The sequence below is a fragment of the Natrinema sp. H-ect1 genome (assembly GCF_041821105.1).
Classification (GTDB): domain Archaea; phylum Halobacteriota; class Halobacteria; order Halobacteriales; family Natrialbaceae; genus Natrinema; species Natrinema thermotolerans.
In genome coordinates this window covers 12,178-35,123 of record NZ_JBGUBA010000019.1, presented here as the reverse complement: position 1 = coordinate 35,123, position 22,946 = coordinate 12,178, and the positions used below count along the sequence as shown (strand labels likewise).

22 protein-coding genes are annotated in these 22,946 nt (G+C 67.0%); 7 read left to right on the top strand and 15 right to left on the bottom strand.

The features are described 5' to 3' along the window. Nucleotides 1–189 precede the first annotated feature (189 nt). Nucleotides 190–936, bottom strand: coding sequence for an alpha/beta hydrolase family protein (locus tag ACERIM_RS19115; protein WP_373633804.1), 747 nt, complete (start codon nucleotides 934–936; stop codon nucleotides 190–192). Between the two features lie 128 nt (nucleotides 937–1,064). Here ACERIM_RS19115 and ACERIM_RS19110 point away from each other — a divergent pair, with 128 nt between their 5' ends. After that, a complete protein-coding gene (locus ACERIM_RS19110) occupies nucleotides 1,065–1,229 on the top strand; it encodes a hypothetical protein (RefSeq protein WP_006179539.1) in 165 nt (54 codons plus the stop codon). Nucleotides 1,230–1,338: 109 nt separating this feature from the next. Here ACERIM_RS19110 and ACERIM_RS19105 read toward each other — a convergent pair whose 3' ends face one another. The 4 genes from ACERIM_RS19105 to ACERIM_RS19090 are packed head-to-tail and all read right to left on the bottom strand — an operon-like array spanning nucleotide 1,339 to nucleotide 6,854. Continuing rightward, complete coding sequence (locus ACERIM_RS19105) at nucleotides 1,339–3,450, bottom strand: dipeptide ABC transporter ATP-binding protein (RefSeq protein ID WP_373633803.1); 2,112 nt, start codon at nucleotides 3,448–3,450, stop codon at nucleotides 1,339–1,341. 7 nt (nucleotides 3,451–3,457) lie between these two features. Beyond that, nucleotides 3,458–4,366, bottom strand: coding sequence for a nickel transporter permease (gene nikC, locus ACERIM_RS19100; protein WP_373633802.1), 909 nt, complete (start codon nucleotides 4,364–4,366; stop codon nucleotides 3,458–3,460). After that, nucleotides 4,363–5,313, bottom strand: coding sequence for a nickel ABC transporter permease (nikB, locus tag ACERIM_RS19095; RefSeq protein ID WP_373633805.1), 951 nt, complete (start codon nucleotides 5,311–5,313; stop codon nucleotides 4,363–4,365). The genes nikC and nikB overlap by 4 nt, the downstream gene beginning before the upstream one ends. 2 nt (nucleotides 5,314–5,315) lie before the next feature. Continuing rightward, entirely contained in the window at nucleotides 5,316–6,854 is a 1,539-nt protein-coding gene (locus tag ACERIM_RS19090) for an ABC transporter substrate-binding protein (RefSeq protein ID WP_373633801.1), read from the bottom strand. 689 nt (nucleotides 6,855–7,543) lie between these two features. On the opposite strand from ACERIM_RS19090, the gene ACERIM_RS19085 reads away from it, so the two are divergent. Next, on the top strand, nucleotides 7,544–7,900 hold the full coding sequence (locus tag ACERIM_RS19085) for a hypothetical protein (RefSeq protein WP_233274357.1): 357 nt from the start codon (nucleotides 7,544–7,546) through the stop codon (nucleotides 7,898–7,900). Between the two features lie 114 nt (nucleotides 7,901–8,014). Here the strand turns inward: ACERIM_RS19085 and ACERIM_RS19080 are convergent, their stop codons facing one another. After that, nucleotides 8,015–9,382 (bottom strand): hypothetical protein, encoded by a 1,368-nt coding sequence (locus tag ACERIM_RS19080; protein WP_373633800.1) that lies wholly within the window; start codon nucleotides 9,380–9,382, stop codon nucleotides 8,015–8,017. A gap of 589 nt (nucleotides 9,383–9,971) precedes the next feature. On the opposite strand from ACERIM_RS19080, the gene ACERIM_RS19075 reads away from it, so the two are divergent. Further along, nucleotides 9,972–11,096 carry a site-specific integrase gene (locus ACERIM_RS19075; protein WP_006650406.1) on the top strand — a complete coding sequence of 375 codons (1,125 nt, stop codon included), beginning with the start codon at nucleotides 9,972–9,974 and terminating at the stop codon, nucleotides 11,094–11,096. Between the two features lie 18 nt (nucleotides 11,097–11,114). Here the strand turns inward: ACERIM_RS19075 and ACERIM_RS19070 are convergent, their stop codons facing one another. Genes ACERIM_RS19070 through ACERIM_RS19030 form a run of 9 tightly spaced genes read right to left on the bottom strand, consistent with a single transcriptional unit; the run spans nucleotide 11,115 to nucleotide 19,550 of the window. Then, nucleotides 11,115–12,968 (bottom strand): Na(+)/H(+) antiporter subunit D, encoded by a 1,854-nt coding sequence (locus ACERIM_RS19070; protein WP_373633799.1) that lies wholly within the window; start codon nucleotides 12,966–12,968, stop codon nucleotides 11,115–11,117. Beyond that, nucleotides 12,968–14,887: a proton-conducting transporter membrane subunit gene (locus ACERIM_RS19065; protein ID WP_373633798.1), complete on the bottom strand. Its 1,920-nt coding sequence runs from the start codon at nucleotides 14,885–14,887 to the stop codon at nucleotides 12,968–12,970. The genes ACERIM_RS19070 and ACERIM_RS19065 overlap by 1 nt, the downstream gene beginning before the upstream one ends. After that, entirely contained in the window at nucleotides 14,887–16,434 is a 1,548-nt protein-coding gene (locus tag ACERIM_RS19060) for a monovalent cation/H+ antiporter subunit D family protein (RefSeq protein ID WP_373633797.1), read from the bottom strand. Before ACERIM_RS19060 ends, ACERIM_RS19065 begins: the two co-directional genes overlap by 1 nt. Continuing rightward, entirely contained in the window at nucleotides 16,427–16,804 is a 378-nt protein-coding gene (locus ACERIM_RS19055; protein ID WP_373633796.1) for a cation:proton antiporter subunit C, read from the bottom strand. The genes ACERIM_RS19060 and ACERIM_RS19055 overlap by 8 nt, the downstream gene beginning before the upstream one ends. Then, nucleotides 16,797–17,324 (bottom strand): MnhB domain-containing protein, encoded by a 528-nt coding sequence (locus ACERIM_RS19050; protein WP_373633795.1) that lies wholly within the window; start codon nucleotides 17,322–17,324, stop codon nucleotides 16,797–16,799. The genes ACERIM_RS19055 and ACERIM_RS19050 overlap by 8 nt, the downstream gene beginning before the upstream one ends. Then, nucleotides 17,325–17,864 (bottom strand): DUF4040 domain-containing protein, encoded by a 540-nt coding sequence (locus ACERIM_RS19045; RefSeq protein WP_006650400.1) that lies wholly within the window; start codon nucleotides 17,862–17,864, stop codon nucleotides 17,325–17,327. Continuing rightward, nucleotides 17,861–18,244, bottom strand: coding sequence for a monovalent cation/H(+) antiporter subunit G (mnhG, locus tag ACERIM_RS19040; RefSeq protein WP_006650399.1), 384 nt, complete (start codon nucleotides 18,242–18,244; stop codon nucleotides 17,861–17,863). The genes ACERIM_RS19045 and mnhG overlap by 4 nt, the downstream gene beginning before the upstream one ends. Next, the gene (locus ACERIM_RS19035) at nucleotides 18,241–18,522 is read right to left on the bottom strand and encodes a cation:proton antiporter (protein ID WP_006179556.1); all 282 of its coding nucleotides are present in this window, start codon (nucleotides 18,520–18,522) and stop codon (nucleotides 18,241–18,243) included. Before ACERIM_RS19035 ends, mnhG begins: the two co-directional genes overlap by 4 nt. After that, the gene (locus ACERIM_RS19030; protein WP_049966379.1) at nucleotides 18,519–19,550 is read right to left on the bottom strand and encodes a monovalent cation/H+ antiporter subunit E; all 1,032 of its coding nucleotides are present in this window, start codon (nucleotides 19,548–19,550) and stop codon (nucleotides 18,519–18,521) included. The genes ACERIM_RS19035 and ACERIM_RS19030 overlap by 4 nt, the downstream gene beginning before the upstream one ends. A gap of 243 nt (nucleotides 19,551–19,793) precedes the next feature. Here ACERIM_RS19030 and ACERIM_RS19025 point away from each other — a divergent pair, with 243 nt between their 5' ends. The 4 genes from ACERIM_RS19025 (at nucleotide 19,794) to ACERIM_RS19010 (ending at nucleotide 22,851) form a co-directional block, all read left to right on the top strand. Continuing rightward, nucleotides 19,794–19,979, top strand: coding sequence for a CbtB domain-containing protein (locus ACERIM_RS19025; RefSeq protein WP_006179558.1), 186 nt, complete (start codon nucleotides 19,794–19,796; stop codon nucleotides 19,977–19,979). Next, the gene (locus ACERIM_RS19020; RefSeq protein ID WP_373633794.1) at nucleotides 19,979–20,752 is read left to right on the top strand and encodes a CbtA family protein; all 774 of its coding nucleotides are present in this window, start codon (nucleotides 19,979–19,981) and stop codon (nucleotides 20,750–20,752) included. The genes ACERIM_RS19025 and ACERIM_RS19020 overlap by 1 nt, the downstream gene beginning before the upstream one ends. Then, a complete protein-coding gene (locus ACERIM_RS19015; RefSeq protein ID WP_006650396.1) occupies nucleotides 20,749–21,078 on the top strand; it encodes a ferredoxin in 330 nt (109 codons plus the stop codon). Before ACERIM_RS19020 ends, ACERIM_RS19015 begins: the two co-directional genes overlap by 4 nt. Nucleotides 21,079–21,216: 138 nt before the next feature. Then, nucleotides 21,217–22,851 (top strand): class I adenylate-forming enzyme family protein, encoded by a 1,635-nt coding sequence (locus ACERIM_RS19010; protein ID WP_373633793.1) that lies wholly within the window; start codon nucleotides 21,217–21,219, stop codon nucleotides 22,849–22,851. Nucleotides 22,852–22,946: the final 95 nt, after the last annotated feature.

Sequence of the window (22,946 nt, the reverse complement as noted above, 5' to 3'; positions counted from 1 at the left end):
GATTCTCTCGCTGCTTAAAGATAGATACTCCGAGTCGGAGACGTGTCCGGCCCCAAGCCGGTGACGGATCCGGGTCCTGGTTGCGTTCGCCGCTTGCTGTACTCGCTTCGGCGTGTCGCGGGTTGTCGGTCGTCGAGTCGACACACGAATTGTGTATAGCAACATCTGATTTATCCACTACACAGCGGATCAGCACCGCCCGCTCTCGCCGCCGGCCCACTCGAGCCAATCGAACAATCGCTTCCGCAATCGGTCCTCGGCCGCCCGCGAGAAGCGATGGCCTTCGCCAGCGAACCGCTCGAGGAGGACGTCGGTCTCGAGTCGCCGAGCGGCCGCGAAGCTGTCGGCGGGATCGACGACGTCGTCGTCCCCGCCGTGAAAGATCGCGACCGGGACCGAGAGCGATTCGACGACGTCGTCGAAGGGGTAGCGATCCAGCGCCTCGAGAAACCGACGGTCGATCCGTTCGCCGGTCTCGAACTGCACCGCCCCATCGCGGTCGATGGTCGACCGATACTCGTCGAACGTCTCGGTAGTCGTCACGGGCGCACGCGTCGCGACCGCCCGTACCCGGTCGTCCGTCGCAGCGGCGTGGACAGCCATTTTCCCGCCGAAACTCGAGCCAAAGAGGACGTACGAATCCGGGTCGAAGTACTCGGTCACGGCACGGAGATCGGCCAGTCGAGCCTCGAGGGTGGCGTCGACGAACGCACCGTCGGACTCGCCACAGCCCCGGCAGTCGAACCGGACGGCGTTGTACCCCTCCCTGACGGCCCGGCGACACCGGCCCTCGTAGCTGCCGGACTTGTCGCTGCGAAGGCCGTGACAGAACACGATCCAGTCGTCCGAGTCGGCCTGGTGATGAACCGCGGCGACCTCGGGGGGCGACCCCGTCGCCGTCGCCGTTTCGATCGGGATCCTGTGTGATTTCGGCATCGTCCCGGACGACGGACGGCAGCGTCTTGATCCCGGCGCTCCCCCGAGAGAAAGTGCGGGTGCCGACTCGAGCGCTCGAACCCCGGGCCGGCGAATCGTTTATCGCTCCCGACGGGGTTGGTCCGACTATGACCCGCACGACCTACCGGTGTCCGTGTGGTGCCCGCCTCGAGTTCAAGCAGGACCTGCGGAAGGAACGTGGGACGCCGACGCCCGAGTGGAAATGCAAGGACTGTGGGACGCCGGTGCCGGGGATGACGGCCGAGAAGATCCGGCACCAGCATCCGTCCTGAGTCGCGACTCGATCGATGCGTTCGTCTCGGGCCCCGGAGGATAAACCACATTCAGATATACAAATTCGGACGGTCCCGGTCGAGCGCGACTCGAGGATGACCCGGCGAGTCACGGATCGGATGCGTCGGTGGTGGCGAAGTGACACTTCGCGCGGCCCGGCCCGAGTCGGCGCTGGTCGGGGTCGGTTTCTGCACAGTCCGGCTCGGCCATCGGACAGCGGTCCCGGAAGACACACCCGCTCGGCGGCTCGACCGGGCTCGGACGGGTGCCCTCGAGCGACGTGCCGGTCGAACTGTCTGGTTCGAGCGACGGAATCGCCTCGAGCAGTGCCTTCGTGTACGGATGTGTCGGCTGGTCGAACACCCGGTCGGCGGGGCCGACCTCCATCAGTTCCCCGAGATACATCACTGCCACGCGGTCCGCGACGTGTTCGACGACGGTCAGGTCGTGAGAGATGAACAGATAGGAGAGATCGAGATCGGCCTGAAGGTCCGCGAGGACGTTGAGGAGGCGGGCTTGAACGGAGGCGTCGAGCGCGGAGACCGGCTCGTCGAGGACGACGAGCGAGGGATCGAGTGCGATCGCGCGCGCGATCGCGACGCGCTGGATCTGTCCGCCCGAGAGTTCGTGCGGGTAGCTCGTCGCCTGGTGTTCCGAGAGCCCGACGCGATCGAGCAACTCGCGGACGCGGTCCGTGCGACGAGGTCGGTTCCAGCCGACACTCCGGAGCGGTTCACCGATCGTTCGCTCGACCGTCAGTCGGGGGTTGAGACTCGAGTGCGGGTCCTGAAAGACGACGCCGACGTCGGTGAGGGTAGCGGCATCGCGGTCGGCGACGCTACCGACCGGCGTCCCGTCGATTCGGACCGTCCCGGTCGTTGGCCTCTCGAGGCCGGTAATCAGCGAGGCAAGCGTGGATTTGCCACAGCCGCTCTCGCCGACGAGCGCGAGCGTCTCTCCGGCCCGGATCTCGAGGGCGACCCCGTCGACGGCCCGGAGCGTGTCGTCGGCTCCGAAGAGGCGTTCGATCGGCCCGCTCGCGAGCGAGTAGTGTCTGGAAACACCCTCGAGTTCGACGATCGGGGACGGACGGTCCGAGTCGGCGGGGGCCGATTCGGGAGCCGCGGTCGATTCGGATCTGGCACCGGGAGCGCCCGTCTTCGAGGGCGGGGTATCCGACTCGGACCAGTTCGACTCGACGCAGGTGACGCTTCCGCGGTCGTCGGCGAGAGCAACGGTCGGGACCTCCTCGTCCCGACAGGCGGCAGTCGCGTACTCACACCGGGGGGCAAACGGACAGCCCGCCCGATCGGCGGTCGGTTCGGGAACCGATCCGTCGATCGTCGGGAGTCGGCTCTCCCGGTCGACGCGCTGGGGGAGACACTCGAGCAGCGCCTTCGTGTACGGGTGGCGAGGGTCCTCGAGGATGCGTTCGGTCGGGCCGGTTTCCATCACCTCGCCGGCGTACATCACGACGACGCGGTCGCAGATTTCGGCGACAACGCCCAGATCGTGCGTGATCAGCAGGATCGCCGTCCCGCGCTCGGCGTTGTACTGACGGAATCGCTCGAGGAGCTGTGCCTGCGTGGTCGCGTCGAGCGCGGTCGTCGGTTCGTCGGCGATCAACAGGTCCGGGTCGGATGCGAGCGCGATCGCGACGCCGGCCCGCTGGCGTTGTCCGCCGGAGAGTTCGTGGGGGTATGCGTCAACCCGGTCGGCCGGGCTGGCGATTCCGACCTGTTCCATGAGGTCGATCGCCCGTTCGCGGTACTCGCGCCACTCCGACCGGCTGCTAAACGGCGGGAGATGGAGGTACTCGAGCAGGCGCTGGGGACCGGGTTCCTCGTGGACCTTGATCGATTCGGCGATCTGCTCGCCGACGTCGAAAACGGGGTTCAGCGTCTCAGTCGGGTCCTGAAACACCATCGAGACGGTGTCTCCCCGGAGCCGGCGGAGTTGTCGGTCGGTCGCATCGGTCACAGCCACGTCGTCGAGGTGAATCGATCCCCGGACGATCTCGCCCGGGTCCTGTAGGCCGACGATCGAGCGTGCGGTCACGGATTTGCCACTCCCGCTCTCGCCGACGAGGCCGACGATTTCGCCCTGGTCGACGGTCATCGAGACGCCCTCAACTGCGCGGACGAGGCCATTGCGAGTCTGAAACTGCGTGTGGAGGTTGTCGATCGAAAGCAACGTGGAATCCATCGATTGTCCAGTCATGTCGTGATCACGTCGGTTTCTCGAGAGGTGTATCGTGGTTCGGATCGAGGACGTCACGGAGCCCGTCACCGAGCAGGTTGAATCCAAGGACGGTGAGCATGATCGCCGCGCCCGGAGCGTTCGCGAGCCACCACGCTCCACGGAGGTGGTGGCGGCCGGTCGAAAGCATCGTTCCCCATTCGGGCGTCGGTGGCTGTGCGCCGAGGCCGATAAACGAGAGACCGGCCGTTCCCAGTATCACCGTTCCGAGGTTCATCGTCGCGAGAACGATGATCGGGCCGATGGTGTTCGGGAGGAGATGGCGGATGGCGATGCGATGCCGGGAGACGCCCATCAGCCGGGCCGCCTGGACGAACTCGCGTTCTTTCGTCGAAAGGACACTGCTGCGGACGAGACGGGCGTAGGACGCCCAGCCGACGACCGCGAGTGCGAGCATCACGTTTCGGAGGCTGGGGCCGAGAATGCCGGCGACCACGAGTGCGAGTACCAGCCCCGGGAACGCGAGTTGGACGTCGACGAGTCGCATCAGGAGTTCGTCGATCAGGCCGCCGGCATAGCCCGCGAGCAGGCCGATCGCCGTCCCGAGGACGAGCCTGATCGCGGTGACGGCGACGGCGATACCGAGCGAGAGCCGGGCACCGTATAGGAGTCGCGAGAAGACGTCCCGTCCGAGCTGATCGGTTCCCATCGGATGGGTCAGCGTCGGTGGCTGCAACCGGTTCACGAGGTCCTGACTCGTCGGGTCGTAGGGTGCGACGACGGGACCGAACACGGCGGCGATCGTCAGGGTGGCGACGATCACCAGCCCGACAGCGTTGAGCGGGTTCGCAAAAAACGCCGCGGTCGCCCGGGACGTCCGAACCGCACGGTACCGTCGTCGAAGGCCCGCCACGAGGGCCTCGAAACGGCCGATCACGCCGTCTCACCCCCGAGCCGGACGCGGGGATCGAGATACCGGTACGTGAGATCGACGACCAGGTTCGTTACGACGAAGACGACCGCGGTAACGAGGGTGACCCCCTGTACGACCGGGTAGTTGCGTTCGAACACCGCATCGACGAGCAACGTACCAAGCCCCGGCCGCTGGAAGATGATCTCGACGACGACTGCACCGTTCAGCAGCGTCCCCAACTGGAGGCCGAGAACCGTTACGACCGGGACGAGCGCGTTTCGGAGCGCGTGTTTGTAGACGACGATCCGCTCACGGAGTCCCGTCGAGCGGGCGGTATCGACGTACGCTTCGTCGAGGACCTCGAGCATGGAACTCCGGACGAGTCGCGTGACGACGGCGGCCATGCCGGTACCCAGTGTGATCGCCGGCAACACGAGGTGGCCGACGCTGCCGGCACCGGCGACCGGGAAGACGCCGAGCGTCAGCGGGAACAGCAGGATCAGCAGGTACGCGAGCCAGAAGTTCGGCATCGAAACGCCGAGTAGCGCGCCCAGTTGGCTTGCATAGTCGATCAAGGAGCCTTGGTGGACGGCGCTGGCGACGCCAGCGGGGATCGAGATCACGAGCGCGACGACCATTGCGGCAAGGGCCAACTCGAGTGTCACCGGTAGCGCCTCCACGATCAGCGTCGAGACCGGCGTGTCGCTGTAGTACGACGTGCCGAGATCGCCCCGGCAGACGTCCAGCAGCCAGTTCAGGTACTGGACCGGGATCGGCTCGTTCAGTCCGTTTTCCGCCCGGAACGCCTCGATTTCGGCCGCAGAAGGCTGGCGGCCGAGCTGCTGGGAGAGAATGATCTCGGCCGGCTCGCCGGGCGTGAGAAATATCAGCCCGTACGTGACAAGCGAGACACCGACCGTAACGGCAAGCGACGTCGTGAGTCGGGACGCGAGGTAATCGTAGGCAGTCATCGTCAGGCCGTTCGTGTCAGCTCGCTCCACTCGGCGAACTTCTCGATCGGAGGGAGTTCGAGTCCCTCGAGCGCGGCGTCGGCGGCGACGACGTACTCCTGGTAGAACAGCGGGACGACGACGGCGGCGTCCATGATTTTCCGCTGTGCCTCGATGTAGGCGTCGCGTTTCGTGGCCGGGTCACGCGCCTGATAGCCGGTCTCGATGAGGTCGTCGACCTCGCCGCCGAGGTTGTACAGCCCGGTCCCCTCGGCCTCGTAGCGGTCCTTGTTGTCGACGCCCATCGTGTGGAAACTCTCCCACATGAGGTAGTCCGCGCCGGGGCTGTTCGATCCCGTACTCCCGATCTGGAGGTGGAATTCGCCGCGGTCCGTCAGGTCGTTTATCGCTGCGCGCTCGCGGACTTCGAGATCGACGTCGACGCCGATCTCCTCGAACGCCGACTGGAGGACTTGCCCGATCGTCCTGCCGTCGTCCATGTCGGTGTCGACGAGGCAGGTCAACTCCGTGCCGTCGTAGGCCGACTGATCGACGAGGTCACGGGCAGCGTCCCGATCGCGTTCGTAGGCCGGCAGTTCGTCCTCGTCGACCCAGTCGATGACCGTCGATATTGGGCCGCGGGCGGGCTCGCCGACTCCCTCGAGTACCGTCTCGACGAGTTCCGTCTGGGAGACCGCGTAGTTGAGCGCGCGCCGCAGGGCCAGGTCGTCGGTCGGCTCGCGATAGATGTTGAGCCAGACCGAAACCGCCCCCGCGGACTGCTGGGAGTCGACGCGAACGTCGTCGCGATCGCGAAACGACGAGAGACGACTTTTGGCCGGCATATAGATCAGATCGACCTCGCCGCTCTCGAGGAGATCGGTCCGAGTCGTCTCGTCTTCGGCCGCCCGGAACGTGAGTTCCGTCGGGGCCGGTTCGCCGCCCCAGTAGTCCGCGAACCGTTCGACGCGGACGTACTGCCCGCGCCGGATTTCCTCGAGGGTAAACGGCCCGGTACCGATGATCTCGCCCGCCTGCCGATCGGCTGCGGGCGGCTGGATGTCGATCATATTGTGGGCGATCGTTCCGGGGAAGCCGGGGAACGGGTCCGTCGTCTCGAACGCGACGGTGTATTCGTCGCGTTTCGTGACGCTGCCCGGTTCGAGGTGGAGCCACCCGTAGACGAAGTCGCCGCGCTCGGAGAGGATGTTCTCCTCGAAGGTGTGGACGACGTCGTCGGCAGTCAGTTCCGCACCGTTGTGAAAACGGACGCCCTTGCGGAGTTCGAACTCCCAGGTGGTGTCGTCGGTGGCGGTCCAGTCGGTCGCGAGCCACGGTTTCGGTTGCATATCATCAGTGCCCCAGACCAGCGGCTCGATGACGCGTGTCCAATAGGGAGCCATGCCGCCCCAGTTGTCGTATCGACTGGTGTCGGTCGGATCCGCCGCCAGCCCGATCGTAAATGCGGTCTCGTCGGCCGTGTCGCCGGTTGCACACCCGGCAAGAGAGGCGAGTCCCCCACCGGCGATGCCGGCGAGTACCCGTCGACGTGACTCGTCCATCAGTGTCCCCTCACTGAACCTCGGGTTCGGGAGTTGTCGTTCGAGCGACGCCGTCGACACCGCCTCCCGCCGCGGAACGACCGGGCCGTCGCCGGTGTCGATACGTCACGGCCACCGTGGCCATCACTCCGCATCGATGTTTCGTTTCCAACCATTGTGAAACCTGAATTTCAGTACTGAAACTATACTTGTAAATATTCTGCTTCGATTTCGGTCCGACCGCCGAGCGAACCGAGAACTCGAGTGCGTCGCTACACCGCGGCGAGCGCCGCTCGAGAGACGCGTTGCTGACCATACTGTCCTGGGCCCGTGTCGGGCAGGAGCAACGCTCGCGAGACCGGAACGGTGCTAGAGGGCCTCGTCGGGGAGTGAAACGGGTTCTGCGGCCTGTTTGACGGACTCGTAGCGCTGTTCGGCCCAGGTAAGGGCGGCGGGCGTGTCGGTAACGATGAGTCCAGCGATCCCTCGTTCGGTGAATCCCCATCGAGGGCGATGCCGAGCATTTCGCGTACAACGACGAAGCGGACGTCGCCGAAATCAAGACGGGCGAAAACACCCTCGTCAGAGCGCGACGTGACGATGGCGAGATCCGCGTCGAAAACCTCGTTCTCGGCGACGCGGTCACGACCGAGGCGCTGGAGACGCTGCAAGCCAGTGACGACTGGACCGAAGCCCTCGAGAACGGCGAGGTGGCGACGGTCGATACGGCCGACGCGGCCGCCCATCGCGACCTCGAGTCGGGAGTCTCGAGGGTGTTCGTTTCCGCGACGCTGGAAAGCGGTGCCGATACCCTTCTCATCGCCGAAATCGACGGAGCCGAACTGGAATCCGTGTACAGTCTGGCCGGACAGTCCGACGGGATCACCACGCAGGAATCGGCGATCGACTGCTGGGTGAACTGTATCACGTGGGGTACCTTCTGTGCGACCCCGTGTCAGGTGTGTGTCGCCGACCCGACTCGAGTCAGCTGTGCCCCCTGTGCGGTCTGTATCGGTGGTACCGCGGCCGGCTGTGCCGCCAAGTGTGGTATCGAACAGTTCTGGTAACTACCGAAGCGAGACGACGAATTCGCCCGAATCGATACTCAAAGCCCATTTTTCGAGCGACGGCGTAACGACCGATCGTTGGTACCGTCCGATCGAGAGGCTCGAGACTGAGATTCATGGAATCGTATACTCCTCGAACGCCCTCACCGCCCGCCGGTAGGAAACCGCCGAGACCGCGATCGCGAGTGCGACCGTGCCGACGAGCGACAGCAGGCGAACGGTCGGTATCGAGACCCCGAGTCCCGTCGACAGCGGCACGTTCACAGGCGAGAGATACCCCGTGAGCGCCGGCAGGCAGACGAGCCCGACGAGTGTCATCACGACAGCAAGCTTGAGAAACGACCGTCGACCGGTCTCCGAATAGACGGTCGTGGCGACGAACGGGATCGGGACCGGGCGAAAGTCGCGATATGACACGTCCATGCCGATCGCTGCAGCGACGGTGACGCCACAGAGACAGAGGGGGACGGTCGCGAGGGCGGTCAGGGCCGCCTCGAGGCTGCCGAGGGGGCTTCCCACCCCGGCAACGGCGGTTATCGCTACCGTCACCGGCGCGCCGACCGCGGTTCCGGCAAGGACGGTCCCGCGGACGAACTGGCGGCTCGAGGCGGCGGAAAGCGTCAGGGGGAGCGCGGGATACTCGACGCTGAGTAACTCGAGTCCGAACGCAAGGCCCGTCCCGACGGCGAGGACGAACGCGAGGAGAATCGGTGTGGCCGCCAGTATCTCGCCGGCAGCGAGAAGCGGTAGATAGACGATCGGCAGGATGAGCAGCATGTATCCCGCCGTCAACAGGCCCCGGGGGACACGCCGTTCCTGAAGCCATCGCTTTCGGGCGACGGCAAGAACGGGCCGGGAAACCCAGCGACCGAACAACCACGTTGCGAGCCCGGGTCCGAGAAGCGACCGCGAGCGGTGGACCGTTCCGGACCCGACCGGATCGGTATGCCAGATTCGGTCAGCGAGCCTGATCGCCACGGCTGTACAGAGCGGGAGTCCAACGCCGAACAGACAGAGTGCGCCGATAGGACGGCGGCCGACCGGCTCGGACCCCGTCAGTCCGAGTAGACCGAGATCGGCGATCCAGGTGATCGGAACGACCGGAAGCCACGAGACGAGACGGTCCAAACCGACGGCACCACTGGCCAGTACGAACCACGCGGTCACGAGGGCCGCGAATCCCGCCGCGTACAGAAGCGTTCTGTATCGGCGGATTCGGGGCGATCGGAGGGCAGCGAGTTCCCGACCGAGGCTCAGCGTTACACCGACCAGCGCTGCGAGCGCGACGCCGCCGAAACCGGCGAGCAAGACGGTAATCAATCCTAACAGGGATTGGTGTCCGACAGCGAGCCCGGCCGCGAAACAGACGGCGGGCAGCGACAGCGGAACGGCGATCCCGGCGACGACCGTGCCGACGGTGCCGAGCGCGACCGTTCGAGTCGGAACGCTTGTAAGAAGCAACGCGGGTTCGATGCGCTCCATTACCGTCGACGTGCGTCGATCGAATACCCAAACCAGCGTGAGAAACCCCGAGACCGTGGCGACGTGTATCGTCTCGAGGGGGAGAGCGGCGGTTCCCTGCCGTAACGATCGGCCGACCTCGTACGCACCAACCCCGAAGAGTACGGCGGCCGAACCGAGTGCCACGACGAGGATCGTGCGCCACGCCGATGATCGACCGAGCCGCCGTCGGGCGCGCCGCCGCTCAATTCGTACGATTTGGAGAGCCTGACGCATTCGTACGGTGATCGATCGTGTCATTCACCACCCACTATCGAAAAATTATCAGCCAGTGTACTTAATTCTGGATATCGAGCCAGCCGCCAAGGACGAGCGGGTAGGTCCCCGACAGTTGCGGACGGGCCGGATTCCGTCGCCGGCCCGCGCTCGCGTGTGATCGCAGTTTTTTCGACCGGTGTGGATTCGAAACACAGATTTAGGGCCGTGGAACAGGAACACACGAACCGATGACCACTGGCGTCTCCCTCGAGAGTCGTGCCGACCGGCGGGATCGGACTGGGCGACGGCGATCCGGGGCGAGAGACGCGGGCGTCGGGCGGGTGATCGCGCCGTGACCGGCGTCGCGATCACCGATGCGGTCGACACCTACATCCAGCGCAAGGCGGTGGGCGATCCCGACGGCTCCGGCGCGGGTGCTTACGCCTCCAACGCCGAGTCGATCCTGCGGCGGTGGGCCGAGTGGCTCGAGACCGACCACGGGATCCGATCGATCGACGCCCTTGCAGTCGATCACATGCGCGCCTACGCAGCGGAACTTCGCCGCCGGACGGAGCGTGGACAGTACACCGCCTCGACCGCCGGCACCTACTACGCCGTGGTCCGGGCGTTCCTCTCGTGGTGCGTTCGCGGCGGCATCCTCGAGACCAACCCCGCCGCGACCGACCGGGCCGAGGCGGCGCTGCCGGCCGCCGACGCCCGGCCCACAAGCGACTCGTGGACGGCCGACCAGCGCCGCGAACTCGAGCGCCACGTCCGCGAGCGAGCGCTCGAATCGGGGACCCGGTCGACGAGCGAGCGCCGCACCCGCCTGCGCGAGTACGCGATGGTGGCGGTCCTCGCCCACTCGACGGTCCGGGGATCGGAGCTGTTCCGGGTCCCCGACGACGACCGCCGCACCGGCGCGACGTGGGATGACGTCGACTTCTACACGGGGACGATCCGCGTGCTTGGCAAGTCCCAGCGTCTCGAGGACGTCCCTCTCCCGGCCCGAGCGCGGACGCCGCTGCGTCGGTATCGGATCGTACTGGACCCGCCCGCGAACGACTGGCCGCTGTTCCCGACCGGCCACGCCCCGTCGATCGCCCGCCGCGTGCGGACGGTCCTCGCTGAGCGTGGCCACGACGAAGCAGAGATCGAGTCGCTGCTCGAGACCTCGACGGCCCGGGAACTCGCCCGCGAGCGTGCGATCGCGCCGCCGGCGATCACCACCGAGGGGGCGCGGTCGGTCCTGCGCCGGCTCTGTGAGGCGGCCGGGCTCGAGGTCGACGGCGACTACTTGACGCCACGCGGGGTCCGCGGGGACCGGATCGACGACGACTACCGACAGGAGGCGACGGCCTCGAAGCCGACGCTACGGGCCTCGGTGTTAGAGCAGTCGATCGCCGTCCCACCGGAGGAGCCGCTGGTCGTCGATGCCGAGCCGGTCGAGGGCGAGGAGTCAAGCGATTCCGGCTGAGAAGCGGTCGTCGAACGATCAGACGACGAGCAGCCAGAGGACCACCGTCAGGACGAGCGTCAGTAGGAGGACGGTCGTTCCGATGCTCGTTCGGAGGTGGATCGTCGACGGCCGGCCACCGTCCGTTGGCTGCCGTTCCTCGACGTCGACCAGCGGGAGTCGCCGTGCGGCCGCGTCGACCGCGAGGACGGGATTGTTTCCGATCCAGTAGCAGCGCTTGACGCCGCCGACGACGGCTCGGTCGACGGCAGCGTAGATCTCGGTCACCGCGAGCATCGTCCATCGACTGACGTGGTAGGTTACGGGGTAGACGATCATCGCCGGATCCCCGAGATCGAGTTTCGAAAGGGGCTTGCGGACGACGACGAACGTGACCGCGGCGACGCCGGTCAGAATGCCCGCCGTCTGGAGGTGGCTCGTGCTGTAGGGATGCATGTGGCCTTCGTCGTTCGGATAGGCGAACGTGAACTCACCGCCGCCGTGGGCGTGCAGCGTCGGCGCGAGGTCGGCCAGCCCTTCCCACCAGACCCCGAAGAGGACGCAGGCTGCGCCGAGGCCGAGCATCGCGACGGTCTGGCCGGGCTTGGCGTCGGGAACCGAGACGTCGCTCTCGCCGTGGAAAAAGACGTAGTACCCGAGCTTGATAAAGGAGAGTAGCGTGCCGATCGCTCCGAGCCAGAGCAGCCAGTACAGCGGCTCGGAGGCCTCGATTCCGTAGTAGTGGGGATCGGCTGCGTCGAAGAGCATCCCCTTGCTAACGTACCCGTTGAAGCCGGGAATCGCGGTGATCGAGAGCGCTCCGAGGCCGAACCCGATGGCGGTCAGGGGCATCTCGCGCCAGAGGCCGCCCAACTCGTACAGGTCCTCCTCGCCGGTCCGATAGATGACGACGCCGACGGCCATGAACAGCAAGCTCTTGAACAGGATATTGTTGAAGAGGTGACTCATCGCGCCAGCGACGGCGATTTCGCTCTCGATCATCCAGGCACCCATGCCGATCCCGGCGACGATGTAGCCGAGTTGGGCTTGGATGTGATAGGAGAGCAGTGCCCGCATGTCGTGTTGGAGGAGCGCGAAGGTCGCGCCGTAGACGGACATCAGGCCGCCCATGTACGCGATGTAGATACCGAGGTCGCTCTCGGCACCGATCGGGAACGCCCGGTAGAGGACGAACGCGCTGGTCTTGGTCGTGTAGACCGAGAGGAACACCGAGGCGGCGATATGGGGCCGCGGGTAGGTGTCGGGCAGCCACGTGTGAACGCCGATGAAGGCGACGTTGACGCCCATTCCGAGTACCGCGAGCAGGGCCGGGATTCCGTCCGCGATCCCGGTCCCGTCGTAGATGAAGGTGCCCGTCTGGACGTAGTGGGCGGCGACTGCCAACATCACGAGGACGCCGCCGGTGCCGTGGAAGAGGGCATACCGGAAGCCGGCCCGGACCGCGTCGCCGCCGTAGTGCCAGACAACGAGCGTGCTGGTCACGGCCATCAGCTCCCACATGAACAACAAGACGAGCCAGTCGCCGGCGAAGGCCGCGCCGACCGACGAGGCCACGTAGACGAGCGCGAACGCGACCAGCGTTGTACTGGCCTCGCTCGAGTAGGCGTAGATGACGCTACAGACCCCGAGGAAGCCCAGCCCGAGCCCGACCATTCGGGAGAAGTCGTCGATGTAGTAGGGGACGACCTCGAACCCGAGGAAGGTCCCGGCCAGGTGCTGGCCTTCCGGCGCGACCAGCGAGATCGCGAGGACGGCCGCCAGACTGAGCGCGCCGACGGTGAAGCCGGCGATCCGGGGCAGGACGAGGACGAGCAGTGCCGCCGCGAAGATCAAAAGCGGCGGGTACGCAAGCGACAGGACTTCGAGTTCCATCAGTTGTTCACCTCCGTCATGAGTTCGTCAAAGGGGACGGTTCCGAGTTCCTCGAAGGGCATTCCGAAGACCTCCTCGGCGATCCGCGTCGCCAGCTCGAGGAAGACCGCGTAGTCGGGGCCGACTCCGAGGACGACCGCGCCCGTCGCGATGACGGCGATGGGCGCGAGCATGAGCCACGTGCTTTCGGTAAACGGCGAGCGGCGCTGCCAGACGTCGGCCGGCGGGCCGCCGGTGAGGTGGTCGTCGTGGTTGCCGTGGTGGTCGACGGCACTGACTTGCTCGCCCACGGGGACGTCGGCGTCGCTCGGGTACTCGTCGACGGCGTACTCGTAGTCGCCGTCGTCGGCTGCGGCGGCGCGTTCCGGCTCGGTCGCGTCCGCGTCGCCGGCAGGCGCATCGGCCTCGCCGTCGGTCGGCCGACCGCCGTCGGCGGCGACGTCGTCCGCCTCGGTGCGGTAGGACTGAACCAGCCCACCGGCCGGGAACTCGAGCAGCGGTTTGGCGTCGTGGCTGTCCTCGCTCTCGAAGAAGGCGGTGTAGACGACCGGCCAGAAGTAGCCGACGTTAAGCACCGCCGAGAGCAACAGTGCGCCGGCAAAGAGCCAGTAGCTGCCGCCGACGTCCGCGCTGCCGATCAACATGTAGAACTTGCTGACGAAGCCGGCGACCGGCGGGAGCCCGGCCATGCCGGCCGCGCCGATCGTGAACGCCGCCATCGTCAGCGGCATCCGTTTGCCGATGCCGGCCATCTCGCTGATGTAGTCCGTGTGGGTCTCGACGTGGATCGCCCCGGCACAGAAGAACAGCGTCAACTTCGCGAACGCGTGGGCAGGGATGTGGAACAGGGCCCCGACCACGGTATAGGGGTGCAGCAAGGAGAGTCCGAGGACGATGTAAGAGAGCTGGGCCGTCGTCGAGTAGGCCAGCCGGCGCTTGAGGTGGTCTTTCCGCATCGCGATGATGCTGGCCGCAGTCAGCGTGAACGCGGCGACGATGGCGACGGGGATGTTGAGCCCGATTTCGCCGATTCCCGGCACGTCGAGCGGGAGATCGTAAATCAGTCCCGGTCCGTAGACCTCGAGGATCACTCGAGCGATGCCGAAGGCACCGGATTTGACGACCGCGACGGCGTGGAGCAGCCCGGAGACGGGCGTCGGCGCGACCATCGCATCCGCGAGCCAGGAGTGAAGCGGCATCAGCGCGGCCTTGACGCCGAAGCCGGCGATCAGCAGGAAGAAGGCGGCCTGTGCGTAGACCGGCTCAGCCTGTGCCGCCGCGGCCAGCGCCTCCATTCCGCCGGCCTCGAAGGCCAGCGTCGGATCGCCGACGAGGCTCGTCAGCCAGTAGATCATGACGGTGCCGGCGAGCAGGAAGACCCCGCCGCCGAAGAACGTGTAGGTGAGGTACTTCCGGCCGGCGATGCGGGCCTCACTGTCCTCGTTGTGGGCGACCAGCGGGTAGGTCACCAGCGACAGGAGTTCGTAGAAGACGAAGATCGTCACCAGGTTCGCGGCGAAGGCGATCCCGACCGCCGCCGAGAGGCTGGCCGCGAAGGAAGCGAAAAAGCGCGTCTGGGAGTGTTCGTCGAGCCCGCGCATGTAGCCCGCCGCGTAAAAGGAGGTAAAGATCCAGAGGAAACTCGCCAGTAGGGCGAAGAAGATCCCCAGCGGGTCGGCCCGCAGGGCGAAGTCCAGTCCCGCGAGGAACTCGACGCCAGTCGAGTCGGCGAGGCTCCACCGGAAGACGGTCCCGTCCATGACGGCCGGCAGCATGCTCGCGACGATGGCGAACTTCGCGAGGGCGGCCAGGACGGACCACCCTTCACGGAGGTTCGGCCGGCGATGCGACGCAACGATCAGGACGATCGCGACCGCCGAGACGAGGACGGCCGCGAGCGGGCGGATGTCTGCGACCATCAGTTGAACACCTCCGTGAGGAACGGCTCGAGCAGGTCGGCGATCGTGCCGCCGGCGAAGCCGAGCGCGACGGCGACGACGGCGGCGACCACGACGACGGCGATCATGCCGATCGAGACGGGATCAGCCGCCCCCGCGCCGCGGATCGCGGCCGCGGCGTCGGTGTCGGCCGTTCCGCCGTCGGTCGCGGCCGGCCCCGGACGACTCGCGTCGGCGGGTGCCGACGGCGTGAAGTACATCTTCTCGAGCAGGCGAGCGGCGTAGGCGAGGGTGAGCATGGTGCTGAGGAAGATCACGGCTGCGACGGGCCAGAGCTGCGATTCGACGGCACCGACGGCGATGTACCACTTGCCGACGAAGCCGACGCCCGGCGGGACGCCGACCAGCGCCAGCAGGAGGACGGCCATGGAGCCGGCGACGAACGGCCGCCGTTTGGCGAGGCCGGCGTATTCGTCGACAGTACGTGCGCCGTAGCTCGTCGCGACGAGCGCGGCCGCAAGGAAGAGGCCGGCTTTCAACACGCCGTGTCCGATGAGATGGATGGCGGCACCGATCAGCGCGGTTTCGGACTCGCCGGCGATGACGACGCCGTAGGCGGCGATTACCAGTCCGAACTGCGAGACCGACGAGTAGGCGAGCATCCGCTTGACCTCGGTCTGGATCACCGCCAGAACGGTGCCGGCGAGGACGCTCACGCAGCCGATCGTCAGGACGATCGGAGCCACGTTCGGCGTGCCCGCGAGGTACTCGACCCCGAGGACGGTGACGATGATGCGGCCGAACGCGTACGCGGAGGCCGTCGAGACGAGCGCCGCTATCAGCGGCGTCACTCCGTCGGGGGCCCGCTGGTAGGCGCTTGGCTGCCACGTGTGCAGCGGCCACTGGGCGACCTTGACGGCGAAGCCGACGATCATGAACGCGATCCCGGCCCGGATCAGGGTGGTGTTGGCCTCGGGGATGGCGCCGGCGAGTTCGACCATGTTGAGCGTCCCCGTCGCCATGAAAACGAACGCGACCCCGATCAGGTACATCGAGGCGGCGACGGTCCCCAGGATCAGGTACTTCAGGGCCGCGACCGCCGCCTCGGGGCCGTCGCCGCTGGCGACCAAGGCGTAGGTCGCGATGCTCGAGATCTCGAGGAAGACGAAGAGGTTGAACACGTCGCCGGTCAGCGAGATGCCCAGCAGACCGGCGACCAGCAGCAGGTAGGCGGTGTAGAACGTGTTCCCGCGCGGGCCGCCCCGGCGCGTGAACGCGAGGACGCCGGCGGCGACGGCGGTCACGAGCAGGACGATCAGCATCGAGAACTCGTCGGCGACGAGTTCGATCCCGTACTCGCGGGGGTAGCCCCCGAGTTCGTGAGTGATCCGTTCGCCGCCGTAGACGGCGTTCGCGAGGGCGACGGCTCCGACGAACAGGCCGCTGGTCGTCGCCGCGGCGACGGACCAGCCGGCCCGGTCGAACCACAGCCCGAGCGCGATCGGCAGCGTCGCCGCCAGAATGGGGGCGGCGATCAAAAGCGGCGGGAGCAGGTCGATACTACTCATCGGCACGCACCTCCCGAAGGGTGTCCTCGCGGAGGGTGCCGTACTCCGAGTAGATCCGGATGATCAGCGCCAGCCCGACCGCGGTCAGTGCGATGCCGACGACGATGGCGGTCAGGACGATGACCTGCGGCAGCGGGCTCGCGACCATGACCTCGCCCGGCGTGCCCTCGTGAGGAACGATCGGTGCCGAGGCACCGTCGACGTCGATGTAGGCCATCGAGACGAAAAACAGGAAGATGGCCGTCTGAAACAGGTTCACCCCGATCAGCTTCTTCACGAGGTTCTCACTGGCGATTACCATGTAGATCCCCAGTCCGAGCAGTACGAACGTCAGGACGTAGAGGTAGTGGCTCGTCAGCAGGTCAATCATCGTCGCTCACCTCCGGCTCGGCCGCGTCCGGCGCGTCGTCGTCGACGCCGCTGACGCCGCCGATGCCGCTGGGCCGGTCGGGCGTAAAGCCCGCTGCCATCGTGAAGAAGAGGCTGATGATAACCCCCGAGACGATCAGCGAGATGCCGCCGATCTCGACGGCCTCGAGCCCCCACTTGGGCTTGATATCGAAGACCGCCTTGAGTTTGTAAAACTCGAGGAACTCCCCGCCCAGCGCGATCATCCCCAGCCCGATCGCGCCGAAGATGACGACGCCGCCAGTGACGAGGCCGGTGATAACGGAGTTGCGGAGCCACTGGCGGGTCGGGTCGATCCCGAAGGCAAAGGCGAGCATGAGGACGGTGACGCCGACGATGGTCCCACCCTGGAACCCGCCGCCGGGGGCGTCGCCGCCGTGGAAGGTCATGAACAGCCCGTAGGTGAGGGTAAACGGTGCGATGATCTTGACGGCGGTCATGATCACCTGACTCTCGGTGTAGGTATCGTCGTAGTCGGTCATTCAGGCGAACACCTCTCGTTTCAGAACCAGCAGCGTCGAGACGCCGGCGGCGAAGACGACGACCGCCTCGCCGAAGGTGTCGAACCCACGGTAGGCGGCGAGGACGGCGGTGACGGCGTTCTCGACGCCGGTCTGGTGGTACGTCTCCGTGATGTAGTGTTGGGTTACGTCGGGGTTCGACCAGACGGGTGTCTCCGTGCTTCCGACCGCGTACATCTCCGGCAGGACCGCGGCACACAGCAGGAGGACGAACGCGCCGACGACGACGACAGCCGGGACGTGGATCCGCTCTCTGAGCCGGTCGGTCGTGGGCCGGGTCGTGCGCGCGATCGTCAGCAAGAGCAACAGCGTCGTGACGCCGGCACCGATCGCGGCCTCGGTCATCGCCACGTCCGGGGCAAGCAGGAACGTATAGATGATCGCCATCCCGAGGCTGTAGGCCCCGAAGACGATGATCGTGGATAACACGTCGCGAAACAGCGCCGTCGCCACCGCCGTCGCGAGGACGAACGCGACGAGCGAGTAGACGAAGAGGCTCATCGAGTCTCGCCCTCCGTTTCGGCGGTCGAATCGTCCGGTTCGCCCTCCTCGGCGAGGATCGGCTCGACGCCGGTCTCGGCCGCCGATCGCGCGATCGCGTGGGCGGCCGTCGGGTTCGTGATGAATACGAAAAACAGCAGCAAGACGGTATAAACCGCCGCGTGCTGCCAACCGAACGCCAGGGCGACGCCGGCCAGCGCAAAGCCCGCCCCGAGCGTGTCCGTCTGGGAGGCGGTGTGGGCCCGCGCGTAGATGTCCGGCAGTCGGAGGACGCCGATCGTCGAGACGAGCGTGAAGAACACGCCCAGTCCAAGCAGGGCGACGATCGCCCAGAACCGGACCGTCTCGAGGGTTACCTGCAGCGGGGTCGGTTCGATCACAGCACACCACCCCGCTCGACGGTGAACTTCGAGATGGCGACCGACATCAGGAAGTTCAGCAGGGCGTAGATCAACGCCACGTCGAGAAACCACCGCTGGTCGAGTCCCGCCGCCAGCAGGGCGAGGATGACGACCGTGTTCGTCCCGAGGACGTTGACCGCAAGCAGTCGGTCCTGCGTGGTCGGCCCGACGACCGCCCGGTAAAACATCGCGATCGCCAACACGACGAACAGGCCGGCCGCGGCGAGGAAGACGTCCTCGAGCGGGACCGGCGTCACAGCTCGTCACCTCCGACGATCTCGGCGTCGTCGCGTTCGCGCGGCGAGGGGATCGCGGCCGACTCGCGGCCGTAGAAGACGAATCTGATCCCTCGCTCCAAGCCGCCGTCGAAGAGGTCCTCACGGGCGGCGGGAATCAGCGTGTGGACCAGCAGCCGCTGGTCGGTGGCCCGGACGGTCAGCGTGCCCGGGGTGAGGGTGATGCTGTTTGCCAGTGCGGTCAGGGGTAGCCCGCTTCTGACTCGGGAGTCGACCTGCGTCAGCGTCGGCTCGATGGGCATCGACGGCCGGAGTATCACGGCCGAGACCGCGATGTTCGCCTTGACGATCTCCCAGAGGAGGTAGGGGATGTAGAGGGCAAAGCGGACGACCCGGATCGGCGACTGGACACGGTCCAGCGGCACCGAAAACGTCACTCGAGCGAGCGAGATGGCGACGATGCCCGCGACCGCCGCGCCGGTAACCAGGTCGAACCAGTAGGTGGGATCGCCCAGGACGAGATAGAAGCCATAGGAGATCATGAACGTCGCGAACAGCCGGTCGAAGTCCTCGCTTCCCGTGAGTCGGCCGCGGCGGGTCGAGCGCTCGACCGGTGCCTCGTCGTAGGCCAGTCCGATCCGGTCGAGTTCCCGCTCGAGGGGCTGGAGGATGCGAGCGGTGACGCCGGGCTCGTATTCGGGATCGAGGACGACTCGGTCGAGGTCGTTCTCGGCGGCGTAGGCGTCGAAGATCTCCGCGTAGTCGCGGGGACCGAAGAGGTACTCGTCGGCGCCCAGCGTCGCCGTCTCGATCGTCACGTCGGCCTCGCCGGCGTCCTCCTCGACCCAGTTGCGTGCCCGCGACAGCAGGTCGTCGGCGTCCTCGTGCTGGCGCGCGCTCTCGGGGACGTCGTCGTCGTAGGGAAGGGCAACGACCAAGTGACACTCGAGCGAGTCAGCGCGCTCGAGGCCCGACTGGACGGCGTAACCGACCGTCTGTCGGACGGTCACCGTGTCCGACAGCGGGACGAGCAGGCGTTCAACCGCCACGGCCGTTCCCTCCGGGTGACCGTCGTTGGATATGCATGACTCTCGTTGGTCGAGTCAAGCGTCAGCCGTAGGAAAACGATTTCGTTATTCCCCAGCAGTCGCCCGATCCGTCGAATTCATTCGGATCGTTCGTGACGGTTCGAGTTCCGTTCGGTCGTACGGTCGACGATGGGGAAATACGGTGCCGGCGTCGGACGATCGGTAGTTTTACAATCGGAGTTTCAGTAGGGAAAACTGACTTGCATGACGACGACCGACACCGTCCACGATCGTATCGGGACCGCGCGTGACGACCTCACAACCGGACAACTGCTCGCCGTCTTCGCGTTCGTCGCGGCAGCGACGTTCGCCTTGCTGTTCCTGCAGGAGCCGTTGGCTCACGACGCGATGCACAACTTCCGGCACGCGGCCGGCGTCATCTGTCACTGATGCTCGCCGACTACCTCAAGCGGGGCGTCGTCGCCGGGGCGATCGCGGGGATCGCCTACGGAGCCTACGTGGCGCTGGTCGCGAACCCCCTTGTCGGCTACATGGAGACGCGCGCCGAGGGCGGCGACCACGCCCACGCCGGTGAACACGCACACGAGGCCGGCGAACACGCCCATGCCGCCGGCGAAGGCGCTCACGCGGTCAGCGAGGCGACGACCGCGGCCGTCAGCATCGGCAGCGGCGTCCTCTGGGGAATCCTGCTCGGCGGTGCCTTCGCGCTCGCCTTCTACTTCCTCGAGCCGGCGCTGCCCGGCCGCGGGCGGGTCAAGGCCTACGTGTTGGCCGCGGCCGGCTTCCTGACCGTCTCGGTCGCCCCGTGGCTGGTGTTGCCGCCGACGACGCCCGGGGCCGAACTGGCGTTTGACCCGACGCTGCGAAGCGCGATCTACGCCGGGATGATGGCCGTCGGGGCCGTCGTCGCCGTGGCGTCGGTCTACGGCTACGGCCGTCTGTCTCCCGAGAACCGGCCGCTTGGGGTCGGTGTAGCCGCAGTCCCGATCGTCGCACTCGTCGCCGTCACGACGGTCGCGGCACCGACGATCGTCGAGACCGGTGCGCTGTCGGCCGACCTGGTGACCGCGTTCCGCGGACTGACCGTCCTGAGTCAGGCCGCGCTCTGGGCGCTGGTGGCCGCCTGCTTCGGCTGGCTCCAGACGCGGGCCGGCGCGCAGCCGGCAGCCGAGCGCCACGACGACCTGCTGATGAGTCCATGAACGACCGGACCGAGCAACACACCGAACGGCTCGACGCCCACGTCTTCGTCTGTACGAACGACCGGGACGGCGAACACGCAAGCTGTGGTGCGGTCGGTGCCGACGAGACCGCCGCGGCGGTCAAGGAGTGGCTGCGCGAGCGAGATGCCTTCTGGACCGCCGTCTCGGTCAGCGAAACCTCGTGTCTCGGCCTCTGTAGCGAGGACGGGACCGCGATCACGATCCAGCCGCGAAACCGCTGGTACTCGGACGTCTCCCCCGAGGACGTCCCCACGTTGCTCGAGTCGGTCTTCGGGCCGGACGCCGAACGAGTCGGCGAGGCCTGAGCCGGTCCGCCATCCGAATTTCGCGGAACGACGCGACCGTTCTGCGGTAACACCGAAACTGCGACGGCCGCCCGAGTCGGGAACCGAAGACGGCCGGGCACGCAACCGTTTTATCCGTGGTTTGTGATGGCACGCCTAATGCTCACGTGGCCAGACGAAACCATCTACGAGGGGATCGCGACGGTCGCGGCCGAGCGGCCGGAACAGCGGGCCGTCGTCTTCGAGGGCGAAACGTGGACGTACGACGACCTGCTCGCCGAGAGCCGCGCGCTCGCGGCCGGCCTCGCCGAACTGGGCGTCTCGGACGGCGACGTCGTCGCCGTCTGGCTCGGGAACCGCCCCGAATGGATCGCCTGCCAACTGGCGACCTCGATGCTGGGCGCGGCGACCGTCGCGGTCAACACCCGCTACCGGAGCCACGAACTCGAGTACATGCTCGCCGACTCGAGTGCGTCGGTGCTGGTCACCGAGGACGCTCTGCTCGGGCGGGACTACCACGAGATGCTCGAAGCGGCGGTTCCCGAGATCACCGAGGGACTGCCCGAGGCGTTCGATCCCGCCTCGTTTCCGGCCCTCGAGGCGGTCGTCAGCCTCGAGTCGGCGGCCGAACGCCCGGCGCTGCGTGACTACGACGACGTGCTGGCGACGGGGCGAGCGCGGGGGAGCGACGACGTAGAGCCCGCGTCCGATCCCGCGGCCCCGGCGGCGATCTTCTACACGAGCGGGACCACGAGCGATCCGAAGGGTTGTCTCCAGTCGAGCCGGTCGCTGTTGAACCACTCCGCACACGTCGCGGATCACCTCGGCGTGGATGGGGGCGACGTCGGCGTCGCGACGCTGCCGTTCTGCGGGATCTGGGGCTACAACACGCTGTTCAGCGTCCTCGCGACCGGCGGCACGCTCGTCGCACAGACTCACTTCAACCCCGGTGAGACGATCCGGCTGGTCGACGCGTACGACGCCACCTATCTCACCGGGCTGGGCGTGATGTTCGAACGGATGCTCGAGGCCGACGCCTTCGACGCCACGCAGGTCGAGACGATCGACAAAGGCGTGGTGGGGTTCATCAGCAAGGGGTTCGACGAGGCGCTGTTCGAGCGCATCGAGTCGACGTTCGGCTTCCCGGTCGTCCAGCCCTACGGGCTCTCGGAGGCCAACAGCCAGCTCTTCGTCGGCGACCCGGCCGACCCCGCCGAGCGGCGCAAACGGGTCGGCGGCCCGCCGATCCATCCGGCGATCGACGCGAAAATCGTCGACCCCGAAACGCGCGCGGAACTGCCGGCCGGCGAGGAGGGCGAACTCGCGATCCGGGGCTACCCGCTGGCCGACGGCTACCTCGACAAGCCCGAGGCGACGGCCGAGGCCTTCGACGAAGCGGGATGGTTCTACACCGGCGACCTCGCTGAGATCGACGCGGACGGGTACGTCTACTACCGCTCGAGACTCGACGACGCCCTGCGGGTCCGGGGCTTTCTCGTCGCGCCCCGCGAGATCGGGGCCGCCGTCGAGGACCACCCCGCCGTCCGCGCCTGCGAGGTCGTCGGCGCGCCCCACCCGCGCCACGGCGAGGTGCCGGTCGCGTTCGTCGTCCCCGCCGATGGCGAGGTCCCGACCGACGACCTCGAGGCGTTCCTCGACGACCGCGTCGCCGACTACAAGGTGCCCGAGGCGGTCGAGGTCGTCGACGAGTTCCCGACGACCGAGGGGCCGAACGGGGAGAAGGTCCAGAAGACCGTCCTCCGGGACCGGGTCCGCGATCGGTTCGAGGCCTGACGTCGCGTTCTCACGGGCGAGGAGTGGGACGCCGCCTCGAGCGGTCGGATCGCCGTCCGAACCCCGCTGTCGGAAAGCGGATCGACGCGTCGGTG

What these genes read in the sequence shown, in the direction of transcription:
- ACERIM_RS19065 (WP_373633798.1), bottom strand. Translation starts at nt 14,887, where the DNA reads ATGGTCGCAGACATCCGCCCGCTCGCGGCCGTCCTCGTCTCGGCGGTC.
- ACERIM_RS19090 (WP_373633801.1), bottom strand. Translation starts at nt 6,854, where the DNA reads ATGGACGAGTCACGTCGACGGGTACTCGCCGGCATCGCCGGTGGGGGA.
- ACERIM_RS19015 (WP_006650396.1), top strand. Translation starts at nt 20,749, where the DNA reads ATGAACGACCGGACCGAGCAACACACCGAACGGCTCGACGCCCACGTC.
- ACERIM_RS19010 (WP_373633793.1), top strand. Translation starts at nt 21,217, where the DNA reads ATGCTCACGTGGCCAGACGAAACCATCTACGAGGGGATCGCGACGGTC.
- ACERIM_RS19105 (WP_373633803.1), bottom strand. Translation starts at nt 3,450, where the DNA reads ATGACTGGACAATCGATGGATTCCACGTTGCTTTCGATCGACAACCTC.
- ACERIM_RS19060 (WP_373633797.1), bottom strand. Translation starts at nt 16,434, where the DNA reads ATGAGTAGTATCGACCTGCTCCCGCCGCTTTTGATCGCCGCCCCCATT.
- ACERIM_RS19080 (WP_373633800.1), bottom strand. Translation starts at nt 9,382, where the DNA reads ATGGAGCGCATCGAACCCGCGTTGCTTCTTACAAGCGTTCCGACTCGA.
- ACERIM_RS19050 (WP_373633795.1), bottom strand. Translation starts at nt 17,324, where the DNA reads ATGACCGACTACGACGATACCTACACCGAGAGTCAGGTGATCATGACC.
- ACERIM_RS19115 (WP_373633804.1), bottom strand. Translation starts at nt 936, where the DNA reads ATGCCGAAATCACACAGGATCCCGATCGAAACGGCGACGGCGACGGGG.
- ACERIM_RS19070 (WP_373633799.1), bottom strand. Translation starts at nt 12,968, where the DNA reads ATGGAACTCGAAGTCCTGTCGCTTGCGTACCCGCCGCTTTTGATCTTC.
- ACERIM_RS19045 (WP_006650400.1), bottom strand. Translation starts at nt 17,864, where the DNA reads ATGAGCCTCTTCGTCTACTCGCTCGTCGCGTTCGTCCTCGCGACGGCG.
- ACERIM_RS19110 (WP_006179539.1), top strand. Translation starts at nt 1,065, where the DNA reads ATGACCCGCACGACCTACCGGTGTCCGTGTGGTGCCCGCCTCGAGTTC.
- ACERIM_RS19025 (WP_006179558.1), top strand. Translation starts at nt 19,794, where the DNA reads ATGACGACGACCGACACCGTCCACGATCGTATCGGGACCGCGCGTGAC.
- nikB (WP_373633805.1), bottom strand. Translation starts at nt 5,313, where the DNA reads ATGACTGCCTACGATTACCTCGCGTCCCGACTCACGACGTCGCTTGCC.
- ACERIM_RS19020 (WP_373633794.1), top strand. Translation starts at nt 19,979, where the DNA reads ATGCTCGCCGACTACCTCAAGCGGGGCGTCGTCGCCGGGGCGATCGCG.
- ACERIM_RS19055 (WP_373633796.1), bottom strand. Translation starts at nt 16,804, where the DNA reads ATGATTGACCTGCTGACGAGCCACTACCTCTACGTCCTGACGTTCGTA.